Origin of the sequence: Flavobacterium granuli, assembly GCF_900129705.1 — a bacterium.
Lineage (GTDB): Bacteria > Bacteroidota > Bacteroidia > Flavobacteriales > Flavobacteriaceae > Flavobacterium > Flavobacterium granuli.
In genome coordinates this window covers 64,387-83,872 of record NZ_FQWO01000010.1, presented here as the reverse complement: position 1 = coordinate 83,872, position 19,486 = coordinate 64,387, and the positions used below count along the sequence as shown (strand labels likewise).

Here is a 19,486-nt window from a genome sequence, read left to right as displayed (position 1 = left end):
GCCGTGGCGGGGTTGCGGCAATCGAACGGCCACCATAGACGCGAGAGTTGAGCGAAGGTACGAAGCGAAACGTAGCGGCTATGAGCGTGAAACGGCGGGTAAAAAATAGAAGGCAACCGCCTTTTCGGCGGTGTACCTTGATTTAGGGCAAAGCGACCGAACCAACTGATAATTAATAGGGAAATTGATAATTGAAAATGGATGCTTCTAAGATAACGTAAGTGAGGTGAGTGGAGCCAAACCCGATGGCTGTGCGAAGGAGCAACCGCTGAAAAAACGGAGGGCTGCAGACGCAATATGGCTGGAATGCAGTGAAGCGTAGCCTGCGAAGTGAAACGAAATGAAGCGGTATTGTGGATGCATAAGCCCGACCGAACGTAGGAAGAGAGCGTGTGAAGATGAGGAACGAAACAGTGCGAAAAAACAGTTGCTTATTTTTAAGCTGCTGTTTTTTTAGTGCTGTGAAGTGCCTGTGGAACGGAGGGAAATCTGAATATTAAATTGAAATAATAAATAGACTATTTACCGAAAATGTTCTTATTAAAATATAAGGTTGACCGACTGGAACAGCCGAACGGAACAAAGGGAACGACCGAAGAGAGACCGCTTGATTGCCCGTGATGTTAAATGGAAATGTTATCATAAACCATCTGTAAGCTTGAATAAGGCTGGGTAATTATATATCTCTTGGGGATATCATTTAGCCACTCTAAGTAATATCTCCCTCTAGAGAAAAACAAACTTATTTAAACGATTCAGGCTTTAGTAATTTGTTTTTATTGATAACAGCTAAAGCTTCAGGTGAATATCTTTTTAGTTTATCTGAAATATTCAATTCATTTTTGAAGCCAAAACCTACATGATATAAAAGGTCAAAGAACTGATGCACATCCGGACTAGAAACAAATAGGTCTTCGCTGTTGCAATACTTTAAAAAATTATCGCGATCAAAAAGAAAATAGGCACACAGTTCTAATTCGTCAGAACAAAACATTCTTCCATGTAATTTTTCTCTCTCCAATAGGAATACAGGAAATTCAAAGAGATGATTTTTTTTTCGTTTTAAAGTTATAAGAAAAGTTTCAAGGTCATCAATGAATACCGCCCAAGGAAAATTGTCGTTTTCATCTATTTCCAACAGATGATTAAGGTCACATTGAATTTGCCCAAATCGTTCTTGAGTGACCACAATAGTGAATACTTCCATGAACTCTGATGGATGTATTGTTTCAAGGATTTTACCGCGTTCATTTTTGATTTCAAAGGGTTCGTCACCGCTGAATAAATCTTCGATTTCTTTGGCCTGTTGGTATCCTTTACCTATTGATTTCTTAAAGTCATCATTAATTCTATCATAAGCTTTTATAGGGTCACGAAAAGGTATTCTGTATTTATTGGCCTTACATTCAATAATGTAGGCGTGTTTTCCTTTCAGTATAAGCAAATCCTTTTCAGGACCATTGACTTGGTAGTTGCTATAAATCTTTGCTTCCTCACCAAAAAAGTCACGAAATACTTCGTACGTTTTATCTTCGAGATAATCCTCTCTTCTCATTAGAACCTTTCTTCCATTTTTATCTGCTTCCTTGCACAGCTCAAAAAGATAATCATATATGGCGGTAATGAGCTGTTTTGAATATAGAAGAGCAATGTGATCGGGATCTGTCATTAACAATGGTTTAGATAGGTAATCACAGGTATCTGTATAGTAAAGATAATTTTCATTTTCATTTCGAATCATCATAAACATTACTAGTATCTTATCTACTTTTTCTGAAGGCATACTTTCCTTCAGTTTATTGATTGGTATACCTAGTCCGAGAACGCCATTTTCCGCTAAATAACTAACTTGTAACAGCTCATCATTTGTTAATGAAGTAGGATTGTCACGCATTTTAATGATTAACATATGTTCTTCTGGATTGTATTTATGATTGAAATGTTGATTATATATTTCGATTTCCAGATTTGTTATCAGGAAGAAAAAATCAATAAAATCCTGAATTTCCAATCCAGTTTCATCCCTAATGTGTGATTCAAAATGTTTGAATGTTTGTCTGATTCGTTCAACATCCTGCTCAAAATAGCTCAGTGATGCATTTAGGTAATAATTCAGAAAAGTACTGTTGCTTATAAACAGACGTTTTAAACTTTCCTCAGTATAATCAGGAGTTATGAGATTCTCTGGTGTACTGACGTAACAGTCTTCAATTGCGTTCAACAGACGGACTATATTTTCATACTCATCACCGTAGGCCTCAAATCGTTCATTTCCCTTGAAGGCTGTACTGTGATATAAACTTATGAGATACATTAATTGTCTTACAGGAGAATGGAGCTCTACGATATTACTCTGTGTTCGCCAATGAGCATTGCATATATAGCAACATTGTGCAACAAAGGTTTGATGATTGTACTTTCTAATATAATCTTTCAATTCTATGGATAATTTCTCTATATGATCGTTCATATTTTTGGCTAAATCGTAAAGTGGAAAAGCTATCCTTAGATGCTTTTTCTATTGTTATTGGTTTTTTAAAAGTTCCTGAGCTTTTTCTAATCCAACTAAAAAATTATCATTTTGTGAATTTGCCCGAAACAGACTATATAATGTTGATATATATTCTTCCTTTAAATTTTCTGATAGTTTTTTGCAAATAATAAATGCAAGGTTTTGTTCAAAAGAATTCCATAGTTCATTTAATACAATTTCATTTCTAGCTGAATTGAGATCTAAATCATTATTTCCATTTAAATCCAAAACTATTAGCATAGGAAAAGGCCAAAGCAACATAGTCTTTTTAGCATTAAAACTATATTCAGGAAATAGACCTCCAGAGTAGCTGATGCCATGTATTGAGAATGATGCATTTGATTTAGCCAGTGTTTGTGTACGAGGAGTCAATTTAATATCACCTGTATCGTTAATTTCAATTGAATCCCCTTTCTTTTTTATTTCATTGGTTTCCCAATGCATTTGCAAACTTAGACTGTATTTTTGTCCATTTACATTAGTTTCATTTGAATGCACATCAACTTTTTCAACAGGAATTCCATTTTGTTCTATAATTCCAACTATCGCATTTCCAATGTATCCAGATTCATCAAACTCTATTAATTCTTCGCGTATATTGGCATTTTCTGTCCAGTAATAGCTTTTTAATTCTGCTGCTTTTTTATTTTGAAAATCGTTTTTAGAAAAATTATTTTCTTCATTTTCAATTATTATTTTAATGGGGACTTGCGGATTAGGAACTGCAAGTTTTATTGCCTTTATCAATGCTTCATCTGTATAATGTTTCCACGGATGATTCTGCTTTAGTAATAATTTTGTACTTGTTCCTGGTTCATCTTTATCACTTTTTAAAACGGTAAATATACTGTCGTAGCCTTCAATAACTAATTTCAGAGGGTCATCATAACTATATTTACCTTTCAATCTTTTGGTTTGGACTTCAACACTTTCCGAAACCATAAATGTTGAAAGGATACCAATTCCAAATCTAGATATGGGTTTGTAGCTTAAATCAGTCTGTGCTTTTAGGTCAAAGAAATCTTTAGATTTGTAGAACGAAGAACCAACTTTTGAGTAATAGTTATTTATAATGTCCTTATTCATTCCGATACCATTATCTATAACTTCAAGATAATCTTCTGTACCAATGGTATAAAATTTTACTATAATGTTAGGGACATAAGGAGCATTCCATGAGTTATGCATAGCTTCACTAAGCAGGCAAGCATCAATTGAATTTTGAATAAGTTCTCTTAAAGCCACGTCTTTGGTACCATATAGTTGTGTCCCCATAAATAATTCAATGACTTGATTTTTATTCAGTTCAAAAGAGGTGTCCCAATATTCATACAATGGGTCTCCTGATTCTATATCTTTTACGGGACCAATTCGTTCCCTATTAACTTTAATTGGGAGATTCAATTTATATTGAGAAAAATCGAGGAAGCCACTTTGCTCTGAAATTTTTGAAAGGATTGCTGAACAATTTTTAAGCTCTGTATCAATGTAATCACAAAATTTTTTGATTCCGGATTCAATTACAGGATGATTACACTCTGCAAAAAAGGAAATTTCATTCTGATTAATTCTCCAGGCCTTTATAGATCTGTGTTTCTGCCATTCAAATAAAGAAACGGAATTTCTAACAGATAAATGCGAAAATAGTACAGATGGTGTTCTTTTTGCATCAAAATCAAGTAGGTCAGCCAAGCGAAGAATCACTGCAATATAGGGAATACAAATATTTACGTCTTCACCACTTAAGAAATTTGCATCCAAATTCATTAATGAAAGCGCATCCTCATTATGACTCTGGCATATATCGGCAAGGATTTTTGTTAATGGTGTATCATGATAAAAAATTTGATCTTTCCAATCGCGAGCAATGAGTTTTTTTACCCTTTGTGCGTGATTAAGTCTAATATATTCAGAGATTAAATATTGTTCTATCAATTCCGCTTTTGAAAATTCCTGATTTACTCGTAATCTATCTATATCGTCTAGCCGATCAGGATAAGTATTTTTAAACCTTTCGAAATTGGAATACTCTTTTTTCTCAATATCTGTAGGATCTTGTCCTAACCATTGTTGTTTCCAAGCCTTTATTTCATTTTCATCAGGAGACATTCCTAAATCATGAAAAAAGGCTGACAATATTAGAAGCATTAATTCAGGAACAGATAGATTTTCCAAATTTTCTTCCGGAATGAGTTTTTCCATCAAATACAAAACCCTAAATAAGTGTTCACTATCATGTAATGTATATTCAGGCATATATTTAATAATAAGTTTTGCCTTATCATATGCGTATTTTACACATTTGTGTATTGTATCACTTACGTTAGAATCTATAGTCCTACTTTCGTTAAGTGCTTTTCTTCGTAGTATGGTATAAATTTTACTTTTTGCAAGACTATTTTCTATATGTTGTTCTGAATCTGACATCGTTTTATTTTTTATTAAATGCATTAATAAATTACCTTATATCTCATTTTAAACCACCAATAATTGTTAATTAGCTGTTTCTCTAATGTTTATTCTTTTTTGTGACAATCCATACTTTTTAAATTTATATCTCATAAATGTTGAAATTAAATCTTCATGAGTTGACATAAAAATTTGGTGATTGGAAAAATCATTCCTTAATAGCTCTATAAAACCTACAACATTAATTTCATCCATGGTTTGTACAGGATCATCAATAAACAAGATTTTGTTTTTAGAATATTTTTTATTTAAAGCTAGTGTAAATGAAATAATCAAGGCTGATAGCTGACCAGAACTCATTGAAAAAATTGCATCGTAAGTTTTAGAAGGATCAGTCTGAAACTTAATTCCCTTGTCATTTGAAATAAATAAGCCTAAACCACCCTGAAAATCCTGTACAATTCTTCCTGAATAGATGTGAAAGAGTATTTCAATATCATTAATTAGTTTTTGATTGTATTTTTTTAAAGATTCTTTATAGACCGTAATTACTCTCTTAACCGTTTTTTCATTTTCTGCAGCATTATCAAATTGTAGTTTGAGAGTTTTATACTCCAAAGATTTAATCGTAAAGGTTTTATTCTGATAAAGTGAATATTGCCAATTTATATAATTAATCTTCCCCTCAATTTTATCAAGATTAAAGTCCGAAATGTTTAATTTATTGCTAAAAAAATATTGTGTAAAAGTATCATTGAAGTGAGGTTTGATAACTTCAATGTCAATCTCTTTTTTTAGCCTTTTGAGAGTCGCTACTAACTCCTCAGTCTTTGGATTAATTTGCATTGTAGCCGAAGAATTTAGAAACTCAGTTAAATCTATTCCTAAAGATTGTATTTTTTGCACAATTGGATGCAGCACAGAATCTTGTTGTAATACCAAATTATTTACAAATTCTTTATCAATAATATACTCTAACTGATGTGTAACAATAATACGGTTGATTACAATCAAATATTTGTCTTTGAATGCCTGTATTTGTAATGAAATATTATTGGATGAACTATCTACTAAGTTTTTAATTTTTTCAGTTTGTGTAATGATGTTCTTATATAAAATGTCAGATTCTTTCCAGTCAAATCCACATAAGATACATTCTCCAGCGGTATGGGTTAAATGATTGAAATCTCCAAACTTTGATACTAGTGAATCTCGTGTAAGCACTAATTGATTATGGATGAGCGCTAAATCGGACAATTCCTTGGCTGAAATTTGTAGAAAAATTAAATCCGTTGAAAAATTTTCTAAAAGAGTAAGCTCTGTTTTAGGAAATAAATCAATCGGATTAATAGATAAAGAATCCGATTTGACCTTTTCAATATCAATTTCCGTTAGGTCTTTTAAAAAAGCAGCTTGCTTTTCTTGCAATACTTTTTCTTTGCTTAGCTCTTCTTTTTTTATTAAAAAATTTTGGTAACGTATAACTTTTTCTAGGTTAGAGGATTGTTCGAGTATTTTATCAACTTGATTATTAAGTTGATAATCTAGATAAGTTGTTTTTTGTTGTACTAAATCTTTTATTCTAGTGACGATTCCATCTTCACCTACTAAATCGGTATATCTTATCAAAGCAAAAGATATTTCGCTTTTATCCCACTCATATTGTTCGCAATTAAACAGCTCATTATAAGCCACTTTTTCACGGGAGGATAGCTGAACTCCTAAAGTATCCAACTCTTCCTTTTTTTCCTGGAGTCTAGCTTTGGCTGGAGTATCACATAGTTTTAATAGCTTCTTCTTTATTTCTTCATACTTGTTAATTTTATTTTCGAAGTCTTGGGTATTAAATAGATATGCAATACTGTCCTGTTTATCCTTATCTTTATTTTTGAGAAGGTATATACTGTCTTCCTGCTCTATATAATTAAGAAATTCAAAATTTTCTTTGTAATCCTGTCCCAATAAATTCTGTAAATAATTGACTTCATTTTCTATTTGCGTTTCAGTCTGGCTCTCAAAATCTATTTTTGTGTATAGTTTATAAGAATTAAAGAATTGATTATAGGATAGGCTTGCCTTTTCAGCTCTTCTCTCTAATATAATAGTTTGAGAATCGTGTTCAATTTCAGCTTTAATAATTATATCACCATCTTCACCATATTGATTATAAAATGGGTATTCTCCGAATGTTTGGGATCCTTTAATGGTTTGCTCTCCCAGTTTGACATACCTTCTTATTTGTCCAGTCAATAATAACTCGATAGCATCAAATAGTGATGTTTTACCAAATCCATTAGGGCCATCTAATACCAACAAATGAAAATTGTCAAAAGTAAATGTTGCTTTGGTAAAGACTTTAAAGTTTTGAATATAAATTTTTTTAATTTTCATCAAGTGGTGTTTCTGGAGTTAGTCTTTTTAGAATTTCTTCTGAGCTAATATTTTGGAAATCTTCAAGTGTTAATGATAATAGAGAACTATTCATCTTATCATCAAATTCAGCAACCCCCTTTTGGGTTAGTATTTTATAATTAGTATCAAATAAAGATTGCAAATTATTATCTTTTTCTACATTAATTTTTATGAAAGGTATTTTATGGGTTATTCTGTAAATTAATGATTGCCAAGAAAATTGAGTTGGATTAGTTTTGTATGTGCTGAAATTTTCTGATGCTATAATGTTTTGTTCTATAAATGACAACGGTTCCTCCAACACATCATCAATTTCATATTTGAGGGCTTCTAATTCATTTTCAGAATAAAATAAAACGAGTTTTTTAAACTGATAAGGATCCTCTTCAATAATAAGAATTTGCTCTTTTAACTCTTTAAATTTTATAGTTTCTGTTACTTTTGCAAGAATGAGCAATGAAGTGTTTTTATCAATATCATTACTGTCAATAGCGTTTTTGCAAGCTTTAAAATATCCGTTCTGATGATCGAGAATTTCAAGGTCATCTTTTTCAATTACTAGCCAAAAGGATATTTTGCTTGTTTCCATTGGAAATGAAAACAAATTGCCCTCTGGCAATTGTTGAAGTGTATAACCGTGTTTTTGAAAAATATCGTTAACTATTGTTTTCATTTAGTTTAAGTTTTGCATCTGTCAATTTTATTAAAGAAACTTTTCCCCAAGCAGTAATTCTAGTGTAGTTTTTTAGAATTGCAGGATCATTCTCTTCAACATCTATAATATTGTTAATTTCTGAATGTAAGGATTCAATGTTAATACTGGACGTAATAAGGTTATGACTGGCATATGGGATTTCTAAATCTGTATTTTTGATGTTTTTTATAATATCCCGACAGACATCATTCTTGAAATCTTCTCCGTCACATATTACGGTTGGAAACGAACGACTTTTCTCATCACATATCCAAACGAAATCATTTTTCACAGTACCATTGAAGAAACGTAAATGATGCAATATTTTACAAAATCCCCTTTTAAATTCAGTTTTTTGAATATTATTGTCCTTATAATCAGAAATAGAATCAAATTTAAAGGATCGATTTGGCATAATGTTTCGAATAAGCTGTACTAATTCGGAATCGTTTAAATCGTTGATTTCAATAATATAATTTTCTAGTTTTTGTTTTTCATCTTCACTGATATCTGTATCATCTAATTCGATACAATATTCCTGATAATATCGATTTAGATCTCCTTTAGTGAGGTGCAAATAATAATCAGGATTAAATGATTCATTTAAATTATCTTGATCAAGTATGCTTTTAAAATCATTAAAGGCGATAGTTTCTGTATAAGCCGCCTTATTTTCACTTTTCTTGTTTTGGTGAATGATGCTATGAATCTGAATGACCTTAGTAAGTATGATATTCTCTAAAAAGTGTCTTGAAGTTTTAAGATAATGAGGACTTAATTTCCAAATATAGGAGTTGAAATTCTTAGAATAATATATTCCTATTTCTTTTTCTATAAAAGAGTCTATGTTTTCAAGAGAGCAATGTGAATCAGTACCATACATGCAAATTTTCATGGGTGGATGGGCCGCCTCAATAAAAGCTACAGTTTTGTCGTGGATACTTTTTGCTAAATGAAATATAGCTACACTGCAATTATAGCTGACTGTTTTTTTAATTAATTGTTTAAAAGCAGATTCGTAACCACTGTAATAGGTGTTTTTAACTGCTTTAACTTGATGTATTGATTTTATTACTTCTGCATGAAGTATTGCAAAATCTTCCAGGCTATCGAGTTGTAAAGAATAATTTTGAGCCTCATCATTACCATTGAATATTTTAAGCGTTTGATAAAGTGCTACTTTACCCTGATAAACAAAGCCACTCCAAGTAGATATTGCGCTATGGACTTCTTCCTCATTGATATCCCCAAGTTGGCTCATAAATTATTATTTGTATTAAAAGTGGATCGTATAGGACTGATATTACAGATTCATTATTATCTATTTTACTAAAGTATATAAAAAAACTTGCAAGACATCCAACAATTCAAAATTCATTGGATGTTTTGTAAGCTAGTGTTTTTTTTAATTCTTAAATAAACCTTCCTTACCATTTTTATCCGCATAAAACGCTTTAACTTTTTCAATTTCTAATCCATTTATTAATTCATCAATTTCCTGCGCTGAACTAAAAACAAAACGAAATCCATCACTTTTAATAAATTGGTTTGAACTTGATTGCAAGGCATCGCTATCTATAATCAACAAGTATTTATCGTTTATTATTCTAAAACGGGTTGAAAGGTTAACTGAATAATCAAAATTCCATTTGCCATAAAGGAATGCACCTCTGTAATTCAAGTTCTTATATTCAATTTTCTTGTCCAATTCCGTTACTTTATTTTCTATCGCAGTTTGTTTCCATTTTAAAAAAGTATCTTTTATACTTGAAAGAAATTCAATGAATTCCGGAACTTCTTTGTTTTTTAGCATTAGCGATGCTTTTTTACTAGAACTATCCGAAGAGAAGCAATCAATATAATAATCAAAGTCTCCTTTCTCGTTTGGTTTTCCTGCTTGAATTTCAAAGTTTTTTGATAAATAAGCCGAATTGTAGGTGGAAATTTTTTCCTGTCCTAATACATTTGTATTAAACATCAAAGTCAAAATCCCTGCGATAATCATAATTTTCTTATACATACTATTTTCTTTTTAAATTAGATTACAAAACTATTTGCTATTGGTGCAGTCTATTTGCATCGTTTAGTTTTAAATTTACGGTATGAAACTTTTCAACTATGGCCATCAACAAAAATGCTCTTATTCGTTTTCATGCTTTAGACAGATGTTTTAGTAATTTCAGCAGGAAATTTTATTTAGAGGATTTACTGGAAAATTGTAATGAAGCTTTATATGAACTCAATCCTGATGGGGATGGTATAAAAAAACGTCAACTTTTTGAAGATATTAAGTTTATGGAAAGTAGTCAGGGCTGGTCTGTTCCACTAGATCGAATTAAAGAGGGCAGGAAAGTATATTACCGCTACGACACTTCCGACTTTTCGATTAATAAACAGCCCATGAATGAATTGGAAGCAGAAAAATTGAAATCGGCTCTATTGGTTTTGTCCCGCTTTAAGGGGATACCACAGTTTGAATGGGTCAATGAATTGATTTTAAAATTGCAAGAAGCTTTCAAATTGGAATCGCACGAAAGGGAAATTATTAGTTTTGATGCCAATGAATACCTGAAAAACATCCATCTCCTAGGGGATTTGTTCAATGCTATTTTGTACAAAAAAGTGTTGCAAGTGGATTATCAATCTTTTAAAAGCGATGTGATGACTACATTGGAAATTCATCCTCATTATTTGAAACAGTACAACAATCGTTGGTTTTTGATTGGGAATAATCCGGAATTTGAGAATTTGACCAATTTGGCTTTGGATAGAATTGTTTCTTTTAATGAAATTGATAAAAAGTATCAAGTTTCTTCAATTAATTTTAATGAGTATTTTGATGATATTATCGGAGTTTCTATTCCTGCTGAATCTATAGTTTCGAAAATCACTTTGTTTGCTACAGCCGATTTAGCACCTTACATAATGACAAAACCTTTACACGGTTCACAAAAGAAAATCAGTAATGATAATAACGGTTTTTCTTTTTCAATTGAAGTGATTCCCAATCATGAATTGGAAAAACTGATTTTATCCTTTGGTGAGGGATTGAAAGTGATGGAACCTGATTTTTTAAAAAACACAATAAAGCAGCGGTTACTAACCAGTTTAACTAATTATTAGTTTCAGGTTCGCTCAGCTACTTAATCAATGGAAGGTAGCTTAGCGAATTGACCAAACCAAAAAACTAAAGCATTAGAAACAGCCGTAATTTAAATGTTTCACATGAAGATAATATTTCTTTTTTTAAGAAATATGGTATCGCCATTCTTCATTTCAATTTTTGTTTTGGAATCATGGCGATTTCATACTACTTTATTTTCAAGGCTCTGCCACCATCCCCAAAACCTCATCATTTTCAGGGTAGGATTTTACTTTTTTGGTAGCCTTTTTAGTCGTTTTACTTTTAAGAACTTTTCCTGTCGCATACTTTAGCGCTTTAATCTCTTCCAGTAACTCCCTTGCATCTCCATCAGTATCTAACTGCTCACTTAACTCTCCTTTAAACGCCTTATGTAAGATCGCCTGTGGCAATGTATCTATTTTGGCTTTTAGCGTTTTGTATTGATGTTCTATAGCATCTGCTTTGGCAAACAATTTTTCTACTCGACGAACGATTTGTAGCTGTTCTTCGAGAGGTGGAAGCAGAATTCTAAGTTCTTTTAAAGCTGGCATATAAATAGTACCAACAGTAGTTCCTTTTCCTGAAGCAATTAAAAAATCTTTTGCTGACATAAAAACATATAAAAGAAACATATTATTTAATGAATTTCCACAAATCCAGTTAGCGAAGTGCTGAGTTGTGGACATTTCTTTTCCCATAACAGTTGTATATCCAACAGAAATATCTCTACAAAAACAAACTGTACCTTTTGGTAATAATCTAGCACTTGATTTTTTTATACCTAGTTCATTTGGCATATATTTAGTTTCATTTATTATTTTACCATGAGCGGCTCTTATATCTTGAAGCGATATCCATGGTACATTACCATTAATCCAATACTCTTCTTCTGATTTTCTAGGTGTATGTCCAGATTCAAGTTTAGCAATATCAATAAGTTTGACCCATTTCCAATTGAGAGGAGCTTCTTCAAAAAGACTCCCTATAGTAATTGTTGAGGATAATGAAACTGAAATTATATCATTTTTATTTGTCAATTTCCCAGTAACAGCTTGCTTAAGCACTTGCTGCCGGAAATCTTTAAGCAACTCAGGTATTTTTGACATGCTACTTTTTATGGTTTCCAGTTGGGCAAATAAACGATCCAATTTAACTACAATGCGGTTTTGCTCAGCTAGAGGGGGAAGTGGAAAATAAAGGTTTTCAATATATTCTTTTCTAATATTATTTATATTGACACCTCCTGCTAAATTACGAATAGCTTCTCTATAATAATTTGTTTGAAAATAATAACTAAAATACCTTTTATCAATTGTTTCAAATGCCCTTATATTCATTAAAAAAGCACCAAAACTAATTTTATTACTTTCAAATAATGATGTAGCTGCTTTACCAATTAAATTCTTGCTTCCAGTTGAACCAACAATTATTACATCATATTTTTGAATGAATTGTTCATTTTTAATTAGATCTATTGAAACATAAACATTGTCTTTACCATCAACAATTTCTCCATCTTGGATATTTCCTCCTCTTAGAATTAAACAAGAATTATCAAATTCAAATTGAAAAGCATCCGTTTTACCATAAGAAACACCTCTAATTATTTTAGAAATTTCTAATGGTGATGTTTTTACCCAGTTTTTCGGCAATTTACTCTCCATTAGTTTAATTCTTTTATCATCGCATTCAATTGCTCGGTAATGCTTTGCAATTCATTTAAGGCTTCCTTGGCAATATCAATTGGCTCTCCCAAATCATCACTGTTGGTCAAAGAACTGTCGGCTATCAAACCTAAATCTAAACTGTAGCTTTTCTTTTCTATATCAGCACGCGAAATGCGGTTCCAGCGCTCATCTTTTATTTTGGCTCTATTTTTTTCATTCACCAACCCATCATAATCGGCTTCTACTTTATCAAAAGGAATTCCTCCTGTGTAAGCTAAAACAAAATCTTCAAAGGCTTTTTCGGTAAATGGGGTGCGTTTTCCGTAGCTTGGTGCATTGGTACGCATGTCGTAAAACCAAACGTTTTGGGTATTGTTGGTTTCCGTCTTTTCACGGGTAAAAAAGAGTACGTTGGTTTTAACTCCTGCAGCATAAAAAATACCTGTTGGCAAACGCAAAATAGTATGCAAGTTGCATTTGTCCATTAAGTCACGGCGTATTTTTTGTCCGTCTCCATCTTCAAAGAGCACGTTATCGGGCAAGACTACTGCTGCACGGGCTTTGCCGTCTTTCTTTAAACTACGGTAAATGTGCTGTAAAAAGTTCAGTTGTTTGTTGGCTGTTGGGAACGTAAAATCGTCCCGTGTTGGTCGTTCACCACCTTGCTTGGTTCCAAAAGGAGGATTGGCTAAGACGCCATCAAAATCTTTCAGGCTTTTACCAAATTCAGTCAAGGTATCCTGCAAATAGATACGGCTTTCCATTCCGTGCAATCGGGCATTCATTAAGGCTAGTCTGTGCGCATCGCCCACAAGTTCTACCCCTGAGAAGGCTTCTTCTTCCTGAAACTTACGTTCCTTTTCGTCCAGTTTAAAATAGTTATCGTATTTGCTGCGCAAGTAATGATCCGCAGAAATCATAAATCCAAAAGTTCCGGCCGCGGGATCGTTCCAACGTTCACCTACTTTTGGAGCCATTAGATCAATCATGATATTGATAAGAGGGCGTGGGGTAAAATATTGTCCGGCACCACTTTTTTTCTCTCCTGCATTTTTTTCTAGTAAACTCTCGTAAATATCACCCATGACATCACGATCGTTTTCTTCGTACCAATCCAGTTTATCTATGGCCTGAACCAGTGTATTGAAGTTTACGGGTTTGCGTAAACTGGTAGAAGCATCGGTATAAATTTCCTTTATACTGTCACTAGTTGTCATTGCACTTACCTCAGCTAGGAATTTACGGTAACGCAAAAAAGCTTCGGCATTATCGTGTTCTTTTACAAAACGTTGCCAGCGGTATTCTTCCGGAATGTGTTCTTCGAACTTTTTTACTTCAGATAACTTCAGGAATAATATATAGGTTAATTCGTTTAAGTATTGGTGGTAGGTTACTCCATCGTCACGTAATACATTACATAGGTTCCAGAGTTTATTGGCAATTTCTTCTGCGCTCATTCTAATTTTTATTTAATTTTAAGGTTTAAAGTTATTAAACCGTTTAGTTTTTGTTATTAATCAAATTGACCACTAATTTGACCATCATGTCTTTTTCGTCGGATTTGCTTTCGGCAATCATGATCGTTATGGCTACTAAGGCATTATCGCCAATTCTTTTGTTTCCTAAATCATTTAGCAATCTGTTATTTAGGTCTAAAAAATAAACAAACAGTCCTGCGGCAATCCGTTTATTTCCATCAGAAAAAGAATGGTTTTTCACAATGAAATACAGCAAATTAGCTGCTTTTTCCTCGATAGTTGGGTACAAATCTACGCTATCAAAAGTTTGATAAATAGTTTCCAGTGAACTTTTAAAGGATTGATCTTTTTCGTTGCCAAATAAATTACCTGCTTTTTGAAAATCTCTCCAGATTATTATTTCTTTTATTGCCTTTTCATAAGTGAGCTTTTGAATTTTCTCTTCCTCAAAAGGAATATCTATGGTTAGTTTTTGATGATCGTATTTGTCTAAAGTTTCTAACGCATACGCATATTGTTCTAAAACGCCCAGAATTCCTTTTGCTTCAACAGAAGACAAGCTTTCTAAATTTCCTGCTTTGGCAGCTAGCTTTATGGCATTTTGTAAATCATGAAATTTGCCTGAAGCTTCTTGTAAACGTTTTTCGTTCAAGGCATATCCCTGCACCAAATAATCCTTTAATCGTTGGGTTGCCCATTGGCGGAATTGTGTGCCTTGCTTGGATTTCACACGATAGCCAACGGAAATGATTACGTCGAGGTTGTATACCGTTACTGGCTTGTCAGAATTTGCAATATGCATTTTTTGCATATTGCTTTTTTCGTCTAACTCACCTTCTTTGAATACATTACGGATATGCCTTGAAATAACGGATTGATCTCTTTGGAACAAATGCACCAGTTGCTCCTGATTTAACCACACAGTCTCATTCTCAAAAGTCACCTCAATTTGAGTTAGATTTTCAGGTGAATTATATATTTGTATTTCACTCATTAAGAAACGATATTAAAGTATACTAAAAATCTCATTGTTTTTCCTTTTGGTTCATCATGAAGAGTGGTATGTGCAAATGTTGCACATTGCATTTTATAAATTTTATTTTTCAACTTGTGCCGTTTTTTACGCAAGTTGCAGTCTAATTTGCTTTATGCCGTATATAAATTATCATTCAAGACCACTAAAATATTTTCCAACTCATTATCGAAAATCTTATTCAAACGCGTAAAACCGCCATCATCGCTAAAAGGTTTGGCATCCAAATCTTCTTTGGTCAAAACCGTTTCTTTTAGCAATTGCGCCTCAAAACGTTCTATCCATTTTTGTTGGATTTTATTCCAAGGTTTTAGCATTTTCACTTTGTTAATGGCATTTTCTATGCGCTTTTCGTGGCTTATCAAATCAGTATCCAAAGCCATTGTTCTTATATACGAAATAATGTCGGCTGCAATATCTTCGTTTTTGGTCGTTTTCCAAGCCGTGTGCAACGTCATGGCGTTGTATCCTTCTTGGTCTAACATCATTTTTAATTCTTTCAATGATTTCCTGTCCAGTTCAGAAGGTTTGGTACACACTACATTCAGTGCTATAATTTTATTACGGTTCTCTTCGATAAATTTTTTGAAGCCTTCTATATAATCTTCAGGTTTGTTGGCTTTGCCATATCCACGATCTATACCTATGATTTCATCATGATGATCCGATACCAATTGCAGTTTGGGTTGGTATATTTTTTCGTCTAGAAATTGCCATAAACTGGAATATTCGGCCAGTACTGCTTTGGCATTCTCGCCATCAATAGTTTTCAATAATTCTATAAAATCCTCTGGACTATCTCCCTTGGCAATGTAAATGAATTGATCCAGTTGTTCTTCTTTTATCGATTTCTTCTTGCGCTGCAATTTTGCTATAATCTGTTCCAATTGTTTTTTGGCACGTTCAGGTGTATCAATAAAATCTAATTCTTCGATCAATTTAGTAAAAGAAATAGAAGGATTAGAAACGGTTTTCATTTGGGTGTATGGCTCTAAAGCTTCATAAACCCGTACGGCATCGTAAATCCTGAAAAATTGTTTGTCAATTTCCGGACACAAACGTGTGGCACGACCAATCATTTGCTCAAATAAGATGCGGGAACGTACTCTGCGAATAAAAACTAAATTGGTAATTTGAGGTACGTCTATTCCGGTAGTCAATAAATCGACCGTAACCACAATGTTTGGGAACTTTTCGTTTTTGAAACGTTTGACCAAACTATCAACATCATGGGCTTTGCCCGTAATTTTTTCTATAACACCAGGTGCTACATCTAAACCAATAGCAGCGAATTCTTCATATAATAATTGTACAATTAGATCAGCATGACTGTCACGAACAGCAAAAACCAGCGTTTTTTCATCACTTTCTGGATCTAATTCTTGTACCAATTGTTTGATAATGGCTCGGTTAAAAGGCTCGGTAATCACCATTTTATTGAATTGCTCAATCTCAAGGTGCAATTCGTCTTCGAGCTCCGCTAATTCTTCGATCGTATTGGTTTCGGCAATAAAGACTTTTGGTTTTTCCCCTTTTTTCCATAAAATACCTTCTTCACTCAACTTGGTTTTCAAAATAAAAGGCGGTTCGTGATCGGTAAGAAAACCATCAACAACTGCTTCACGATAGGAATAATTATGAACTGCGTTTCCGAAAATTTGAGTGGTATGTAATGCTGGAGTAGCTGTTAATCCAATAATGTAGGCGTTGAAATATTCGATGACTCTTTTGTATTGGCCCACATAATCATTCTCATCTTTGAAATACAGATCGCCTTCGTCCATTTCTTTATCTAAATTATAGCCTCGATGCGCTTCATCAATAATGATGCAATCATAAGTATCGATAGGTAAAATGTCATTTTCTGAATAAAAAAGTCGTTTGACTAAACTTTGAACGGTTGCAAAATGCAAACGGGTTTCTGTATCTGGAACAATCGTTTTCAATTCTTCTATGTTGTAAACGTTTCCAAAAGTATTTAAATCATGGACTTTGTTATCCATAAAGTTGCCTAATGCTTGGGTGGCGAGCAATCGTCTGTCGGTAAGAAACAATATTCTTTTGAAACGATCCGATTTTATAAAACGATATGCCAAACCAATAACCGTTCTGGTCTTTCCGGTTCCGGTAGCCATAACCAATAATGAACGTTTGTCTTGGGGCTGGTTTATAATCTTATCCTCAACCGCTCTTATGGCATCAATTTGATAATAACGTAAACCCAATCCGCTTTGTTTCTGTAAATAGTCATAATCACTTTCTTGTAGACGGGTATTTGCAATCGCAATATCTCTATCATACAAATCAACCAATCCTTCTGGGGAGAACCAACCTCGCAATGCTTCAGCACGATTGTGTTCTTTGCGAATATCAAGAAACCAAATCCCGCTTTTCGTTTTAATTTGCTCTAAATAGTTCCGTCCATTGGTCGAAAATAAAAAAGGGATTTTATAGGAACTCTGATCCCAAAACGTTGGGGTTAAGAACTGAAAAGATTCCTGATGATGTACATGCTCGGCGTACATTTTAGACTGATTTAAATTGGTCGAAATATCGGTAGCAAATTTTTTAGCTTCGACAATTCCATATAGTTTTGTGCCAACAAATAAGGCATAATCAGCCCATTTGCCATTGCAAGCCCATTCTGCAATCGCTTTGTTTTTTCCTTTTTCGGGTAATGATTTTTTTATTTTAAAATTGATGGTTTCCGTATCACATTCCCATCCTGCTTCCCGCAATTGTTCGTCGATAATGGCTCGTGTTTCTGCCTCGGTTTTACCAATATTGTTGGCATTGGTTATGGCGCGGCGTTGGCGTTCTATAACCAATTCTGGAGTAGCATTGAAAGTGGCAATTTTTGCCTGATAATCGATTACTTGATTTGATAATCTTTCTAACTCTGCATTTAGCTTACCTAAACTAACTTTTTGATTATCTTCAGGGAGTTGGTATTCGGTAGTTTCAATATATTCATTTTCGTAGGTTTCATAAAACCATTGAGCCAATTGAAAGCTTTTTTTCAAAATAAACAATGCTTCCGATTGAGAACCACTTCCATCATGACTAGCCTTATTTCCTGACTTTCTAATAGCATGAAAAATATCTTTAATCACATCAGGAATACAGTTTTTGTAGAATAATTGATTGATACGTTCTAGTTGGACTCCATCAAAAAAGCCTAAATCCTCAAATTGCCATATTAAAACAGCCAATTTCTCCGAAAATAATCGAGATTTTGACAATGATGAACTGGGATCAATATGTATTAATTTTTCAGATAACTCACTAATTGTGAATAATTCAGGATAATTTATTTGTAGAAATGAGAATTTTGAAGTCATTTTTTTAATTTAAAAAATCAGAATCTAATTAATGAGTTAATAATTGCTAAGGTATTGAAAATAATTTCGTGCAGAATGCGTAAGACCGTAAAGGGGGTGTTTTTTTTTTTGAAATTAAATAAAATTAGTATTACTTAACACTTTTATTTTTTAATATGTATGAATTAAAAGTATCAATATAGCTTTGAAAATCGTATAAATGAATCAATTCCTCATTGTTATTCGGCATTTGTGCCAGCTGTACAAAATTGATGTTTTGGAAAAGTGAATTTTCTGCTATGCTATTTTGTAGAATGATAAATATAGCTTGTTTTAAAGTTTTGGTATCACAATAGAGATTGTAGTTTTTAAGAAAAACTATTATGTCGTACTTATCTGTTTTCTCATCATAATCTAGAGAAAGAAATTTGGTATCGCTGGCTTTTAAACTAATTTCTTTCAAGATGTATGGTTCGTCCAATCCATTGATAATTTCATTAATTCTTTCGGTTGGTTGAATGAAGGCTGTGAATTTCCATTTTCTTAAGAGGGGTGCCTTATCTACCAAATTAATTACTTGACCGAAATAGTCAGGGTTGCCGTTAGCGGTTATGATGAGTTCGGTTTTATCCGTATTCTTATTTGGGAAGATGATGATAAAATCGATTTCTTTACAATAGTAGCCCAGGTTTTTGTTCATCCAAAAAGTGATATTTTTTTGGTTTTTAGGGGTTTCGTTAATGCCGTTTTTGATGGTTTTATTATTGTCTTGGAACCAGTTCCAGAAAGTGTTGATTTTTCTCATTTGTTGTTTTT

At 33.0% G+C, this 19,486-nt stretch carries 12 protein-coding genes; 1 reads left to right on the top strand and 11 read right to left on the bottom strand.

Annotation, left to right across the window (positions count from 1 at the left end):
* Positions 1 to 742 precede the first annotated feature (742 nt).
* The 6 genes from BUB25_RS12710 to BUB25_RS12685 form a co-directional block, all read right to left on the bottom strand.
* The gene (locus BUB25_RS12710; RefSeq protein ID WP_139256912.1) at positions 743 to 2,314 is read right to left on the bottom strand and encodes a hypothetical protein; all 1,572 of its coding nucleotides are present in this window, start codon (positions 2,312 to 2,314) and stop codon (positions 743 to 745) included.
* A gap of 210 nt (positions 2,315 to 2,524) precedes the next feature.
* Positions 2,525 to 4,960 carry an HD domain-containing protein gene (locus BUB25_RS12705; RefSeq protein ID WP_072945058.1) on the bottom strand — a complete coding sequence of 812 codons (2,436 nt, stop codon included), beginning with the start codon at positions 4,958 to 4,960 and terminating at the stop codon, positions 2,525 to 2,527.
* Positions 4,961 to 5,026: 66 nt separating this feature from the next.
* On the bottom strand, positions 5,027 to 7,333 hold the full coding sequence (locus BUB25_RS12700) for an AAA family ATPase (protein WP_072944951.1): 2,307 nt from the start codon (positions 7,331 to 7,333) through the stop codon (positions 5,027 to 5,029).
* Positions 7,323 to 8,027, bottom strand: coding sequence for an ABC-three component system middle component 1 (locus tag BUB25_RS12695; RefSeq protein ID WP_072944949.1), 705 nt, complete (start codon positions 8,025 to 8,027; stop codon positions 7,323 to 7,325). Before BUB25_RS12695 ends, BUB25_RS12700 begins: the two co-directional genes overlap by 11 nt.
* Positions 8,011 to 9,309 (bottom strand): ABC-three component system protein, encoded by a 1,299-nt coding sequence (locus BUB25_RS12690; protein WP_072944947.1) that lies wholly within the window; start codon positions 9,307 to 9,309, stop codon positions 8,011 to 8,013. Before BUB25_RS12690 ends, BUB25_RS12695 begins: the two co-directional genes overlap by 17 nt.
* Before the next feature lie 144 nt (positions 9,310 to 9,453).
* Positions 9,454 to 10,068: a hypothetical protein gene (locus tag BUB25_RS12685; protein ID WP_072944945.1), complete on the bottom strand. Its 615-nt coding sequence runs from the start codon at positions 10,066 to 10,068 to the stop codon at positions 9,454 to 9,456.
* 98 nt (positions 10,069 to 10,166) lie between these two features.
* On the opposite strand from BUB25_RS12685, the gene BUB25_RS12680 reads away from it, so the two are divergent.
* The gene (locus BUB25_RS12680) at positions 10,167 to 11,171 is read left to right on the top strand and encodes a helix-turn-helix transcriptional regulator (RefSeq protein ID WP_072944943.1); all 1,005 of its coding nucleotides are present in this window, start codon (positions 10,167 to 10,169) and stop codon (positions 11,169 to 11,171) included.
* Between the two features lie 198 nt (positions 11,172 to 11,369).
* Here the strand turns inward: BUB25_RS12680 and BUB25_RS12675 are convergent, their stop codons facing one another.
* The 5 genes from BUB25_RS12675 to BUB25_RS12655 all read right to left on the bottom strand — a co-directional run bounded on the left by BUB25_RS12675 (position 11,370) and on the right by BUB25_RS12655 (position 19,475).
* Complete coding sequence (locus tag BUB25_RS12675) at positions 11,370 to 12,836, bottom strand: restriction endonuclease subunit S (RefSeq protein ID WP_072944941.1); 1,467 nt, start codon at positions 12,834 to 12,836, stop codon at positions 11,370 to 11,372.
* Positions 12,836 to 14,296, bottom strand: a complete 1,461-nt coding sequence (locus BUB25_RS12670) for a class I SAM-dependent DNA methyltransferase (RefSeq protein WP_072944939.1) — start codon at positions 14,294 to 14,296, stop codon at positions 12,836 to 12,838. Before BUB25_RS12670 ends, BUB25_RS12675 begins: the two co-directional genes overlap by 1 nt.
* Before the next feature lie 43 nt (positions 14,297 to 14,339).
* The gene (rhuM, locus tag BUB25_RS12665; protein WP_072944937.1) at positions 14,340 to 15,311 is read right to left on the bottom strand and encodes a virulence RhuM family protein/type II toxin-antitoxin system death-on-curing family toxin; all 972 of its coding nucleotides are present in this window, start codon (positions 15,309 to 15,311) and stop codon (positions 14,340 to 14,342) included.
* 152 nt (positions 15,312 to 15,463) lie between these two features.
* Positions 15,464 to 18,691 (bottom strand): type I restriction-modification system endonuclease, encoded by a 3,228-nt coding sequence (gene hsdR / locus BUB25_RS12660; protein ID WP_072944935.1) that lies wholly within the window; start codon positions 18,689 to 18,691, stop codon positions 15,464 to 15,466.
* 130 nt (positions 18,692 to 18,821) lie between these two features.
* Complete coding sequence (locus tag BUB25_RS12655; RefSeq protein WP_072944933.1) at positions 18,822 to 19,475, bottom strand: hypothetical protein; 654 nt, start codon at positions 19,473 to 19,475, stop codon at positions 18,822 to 18,824.
* Between the last annotated feature and the right edge of the window lie 11 nt (positions 19,476 to 19,486).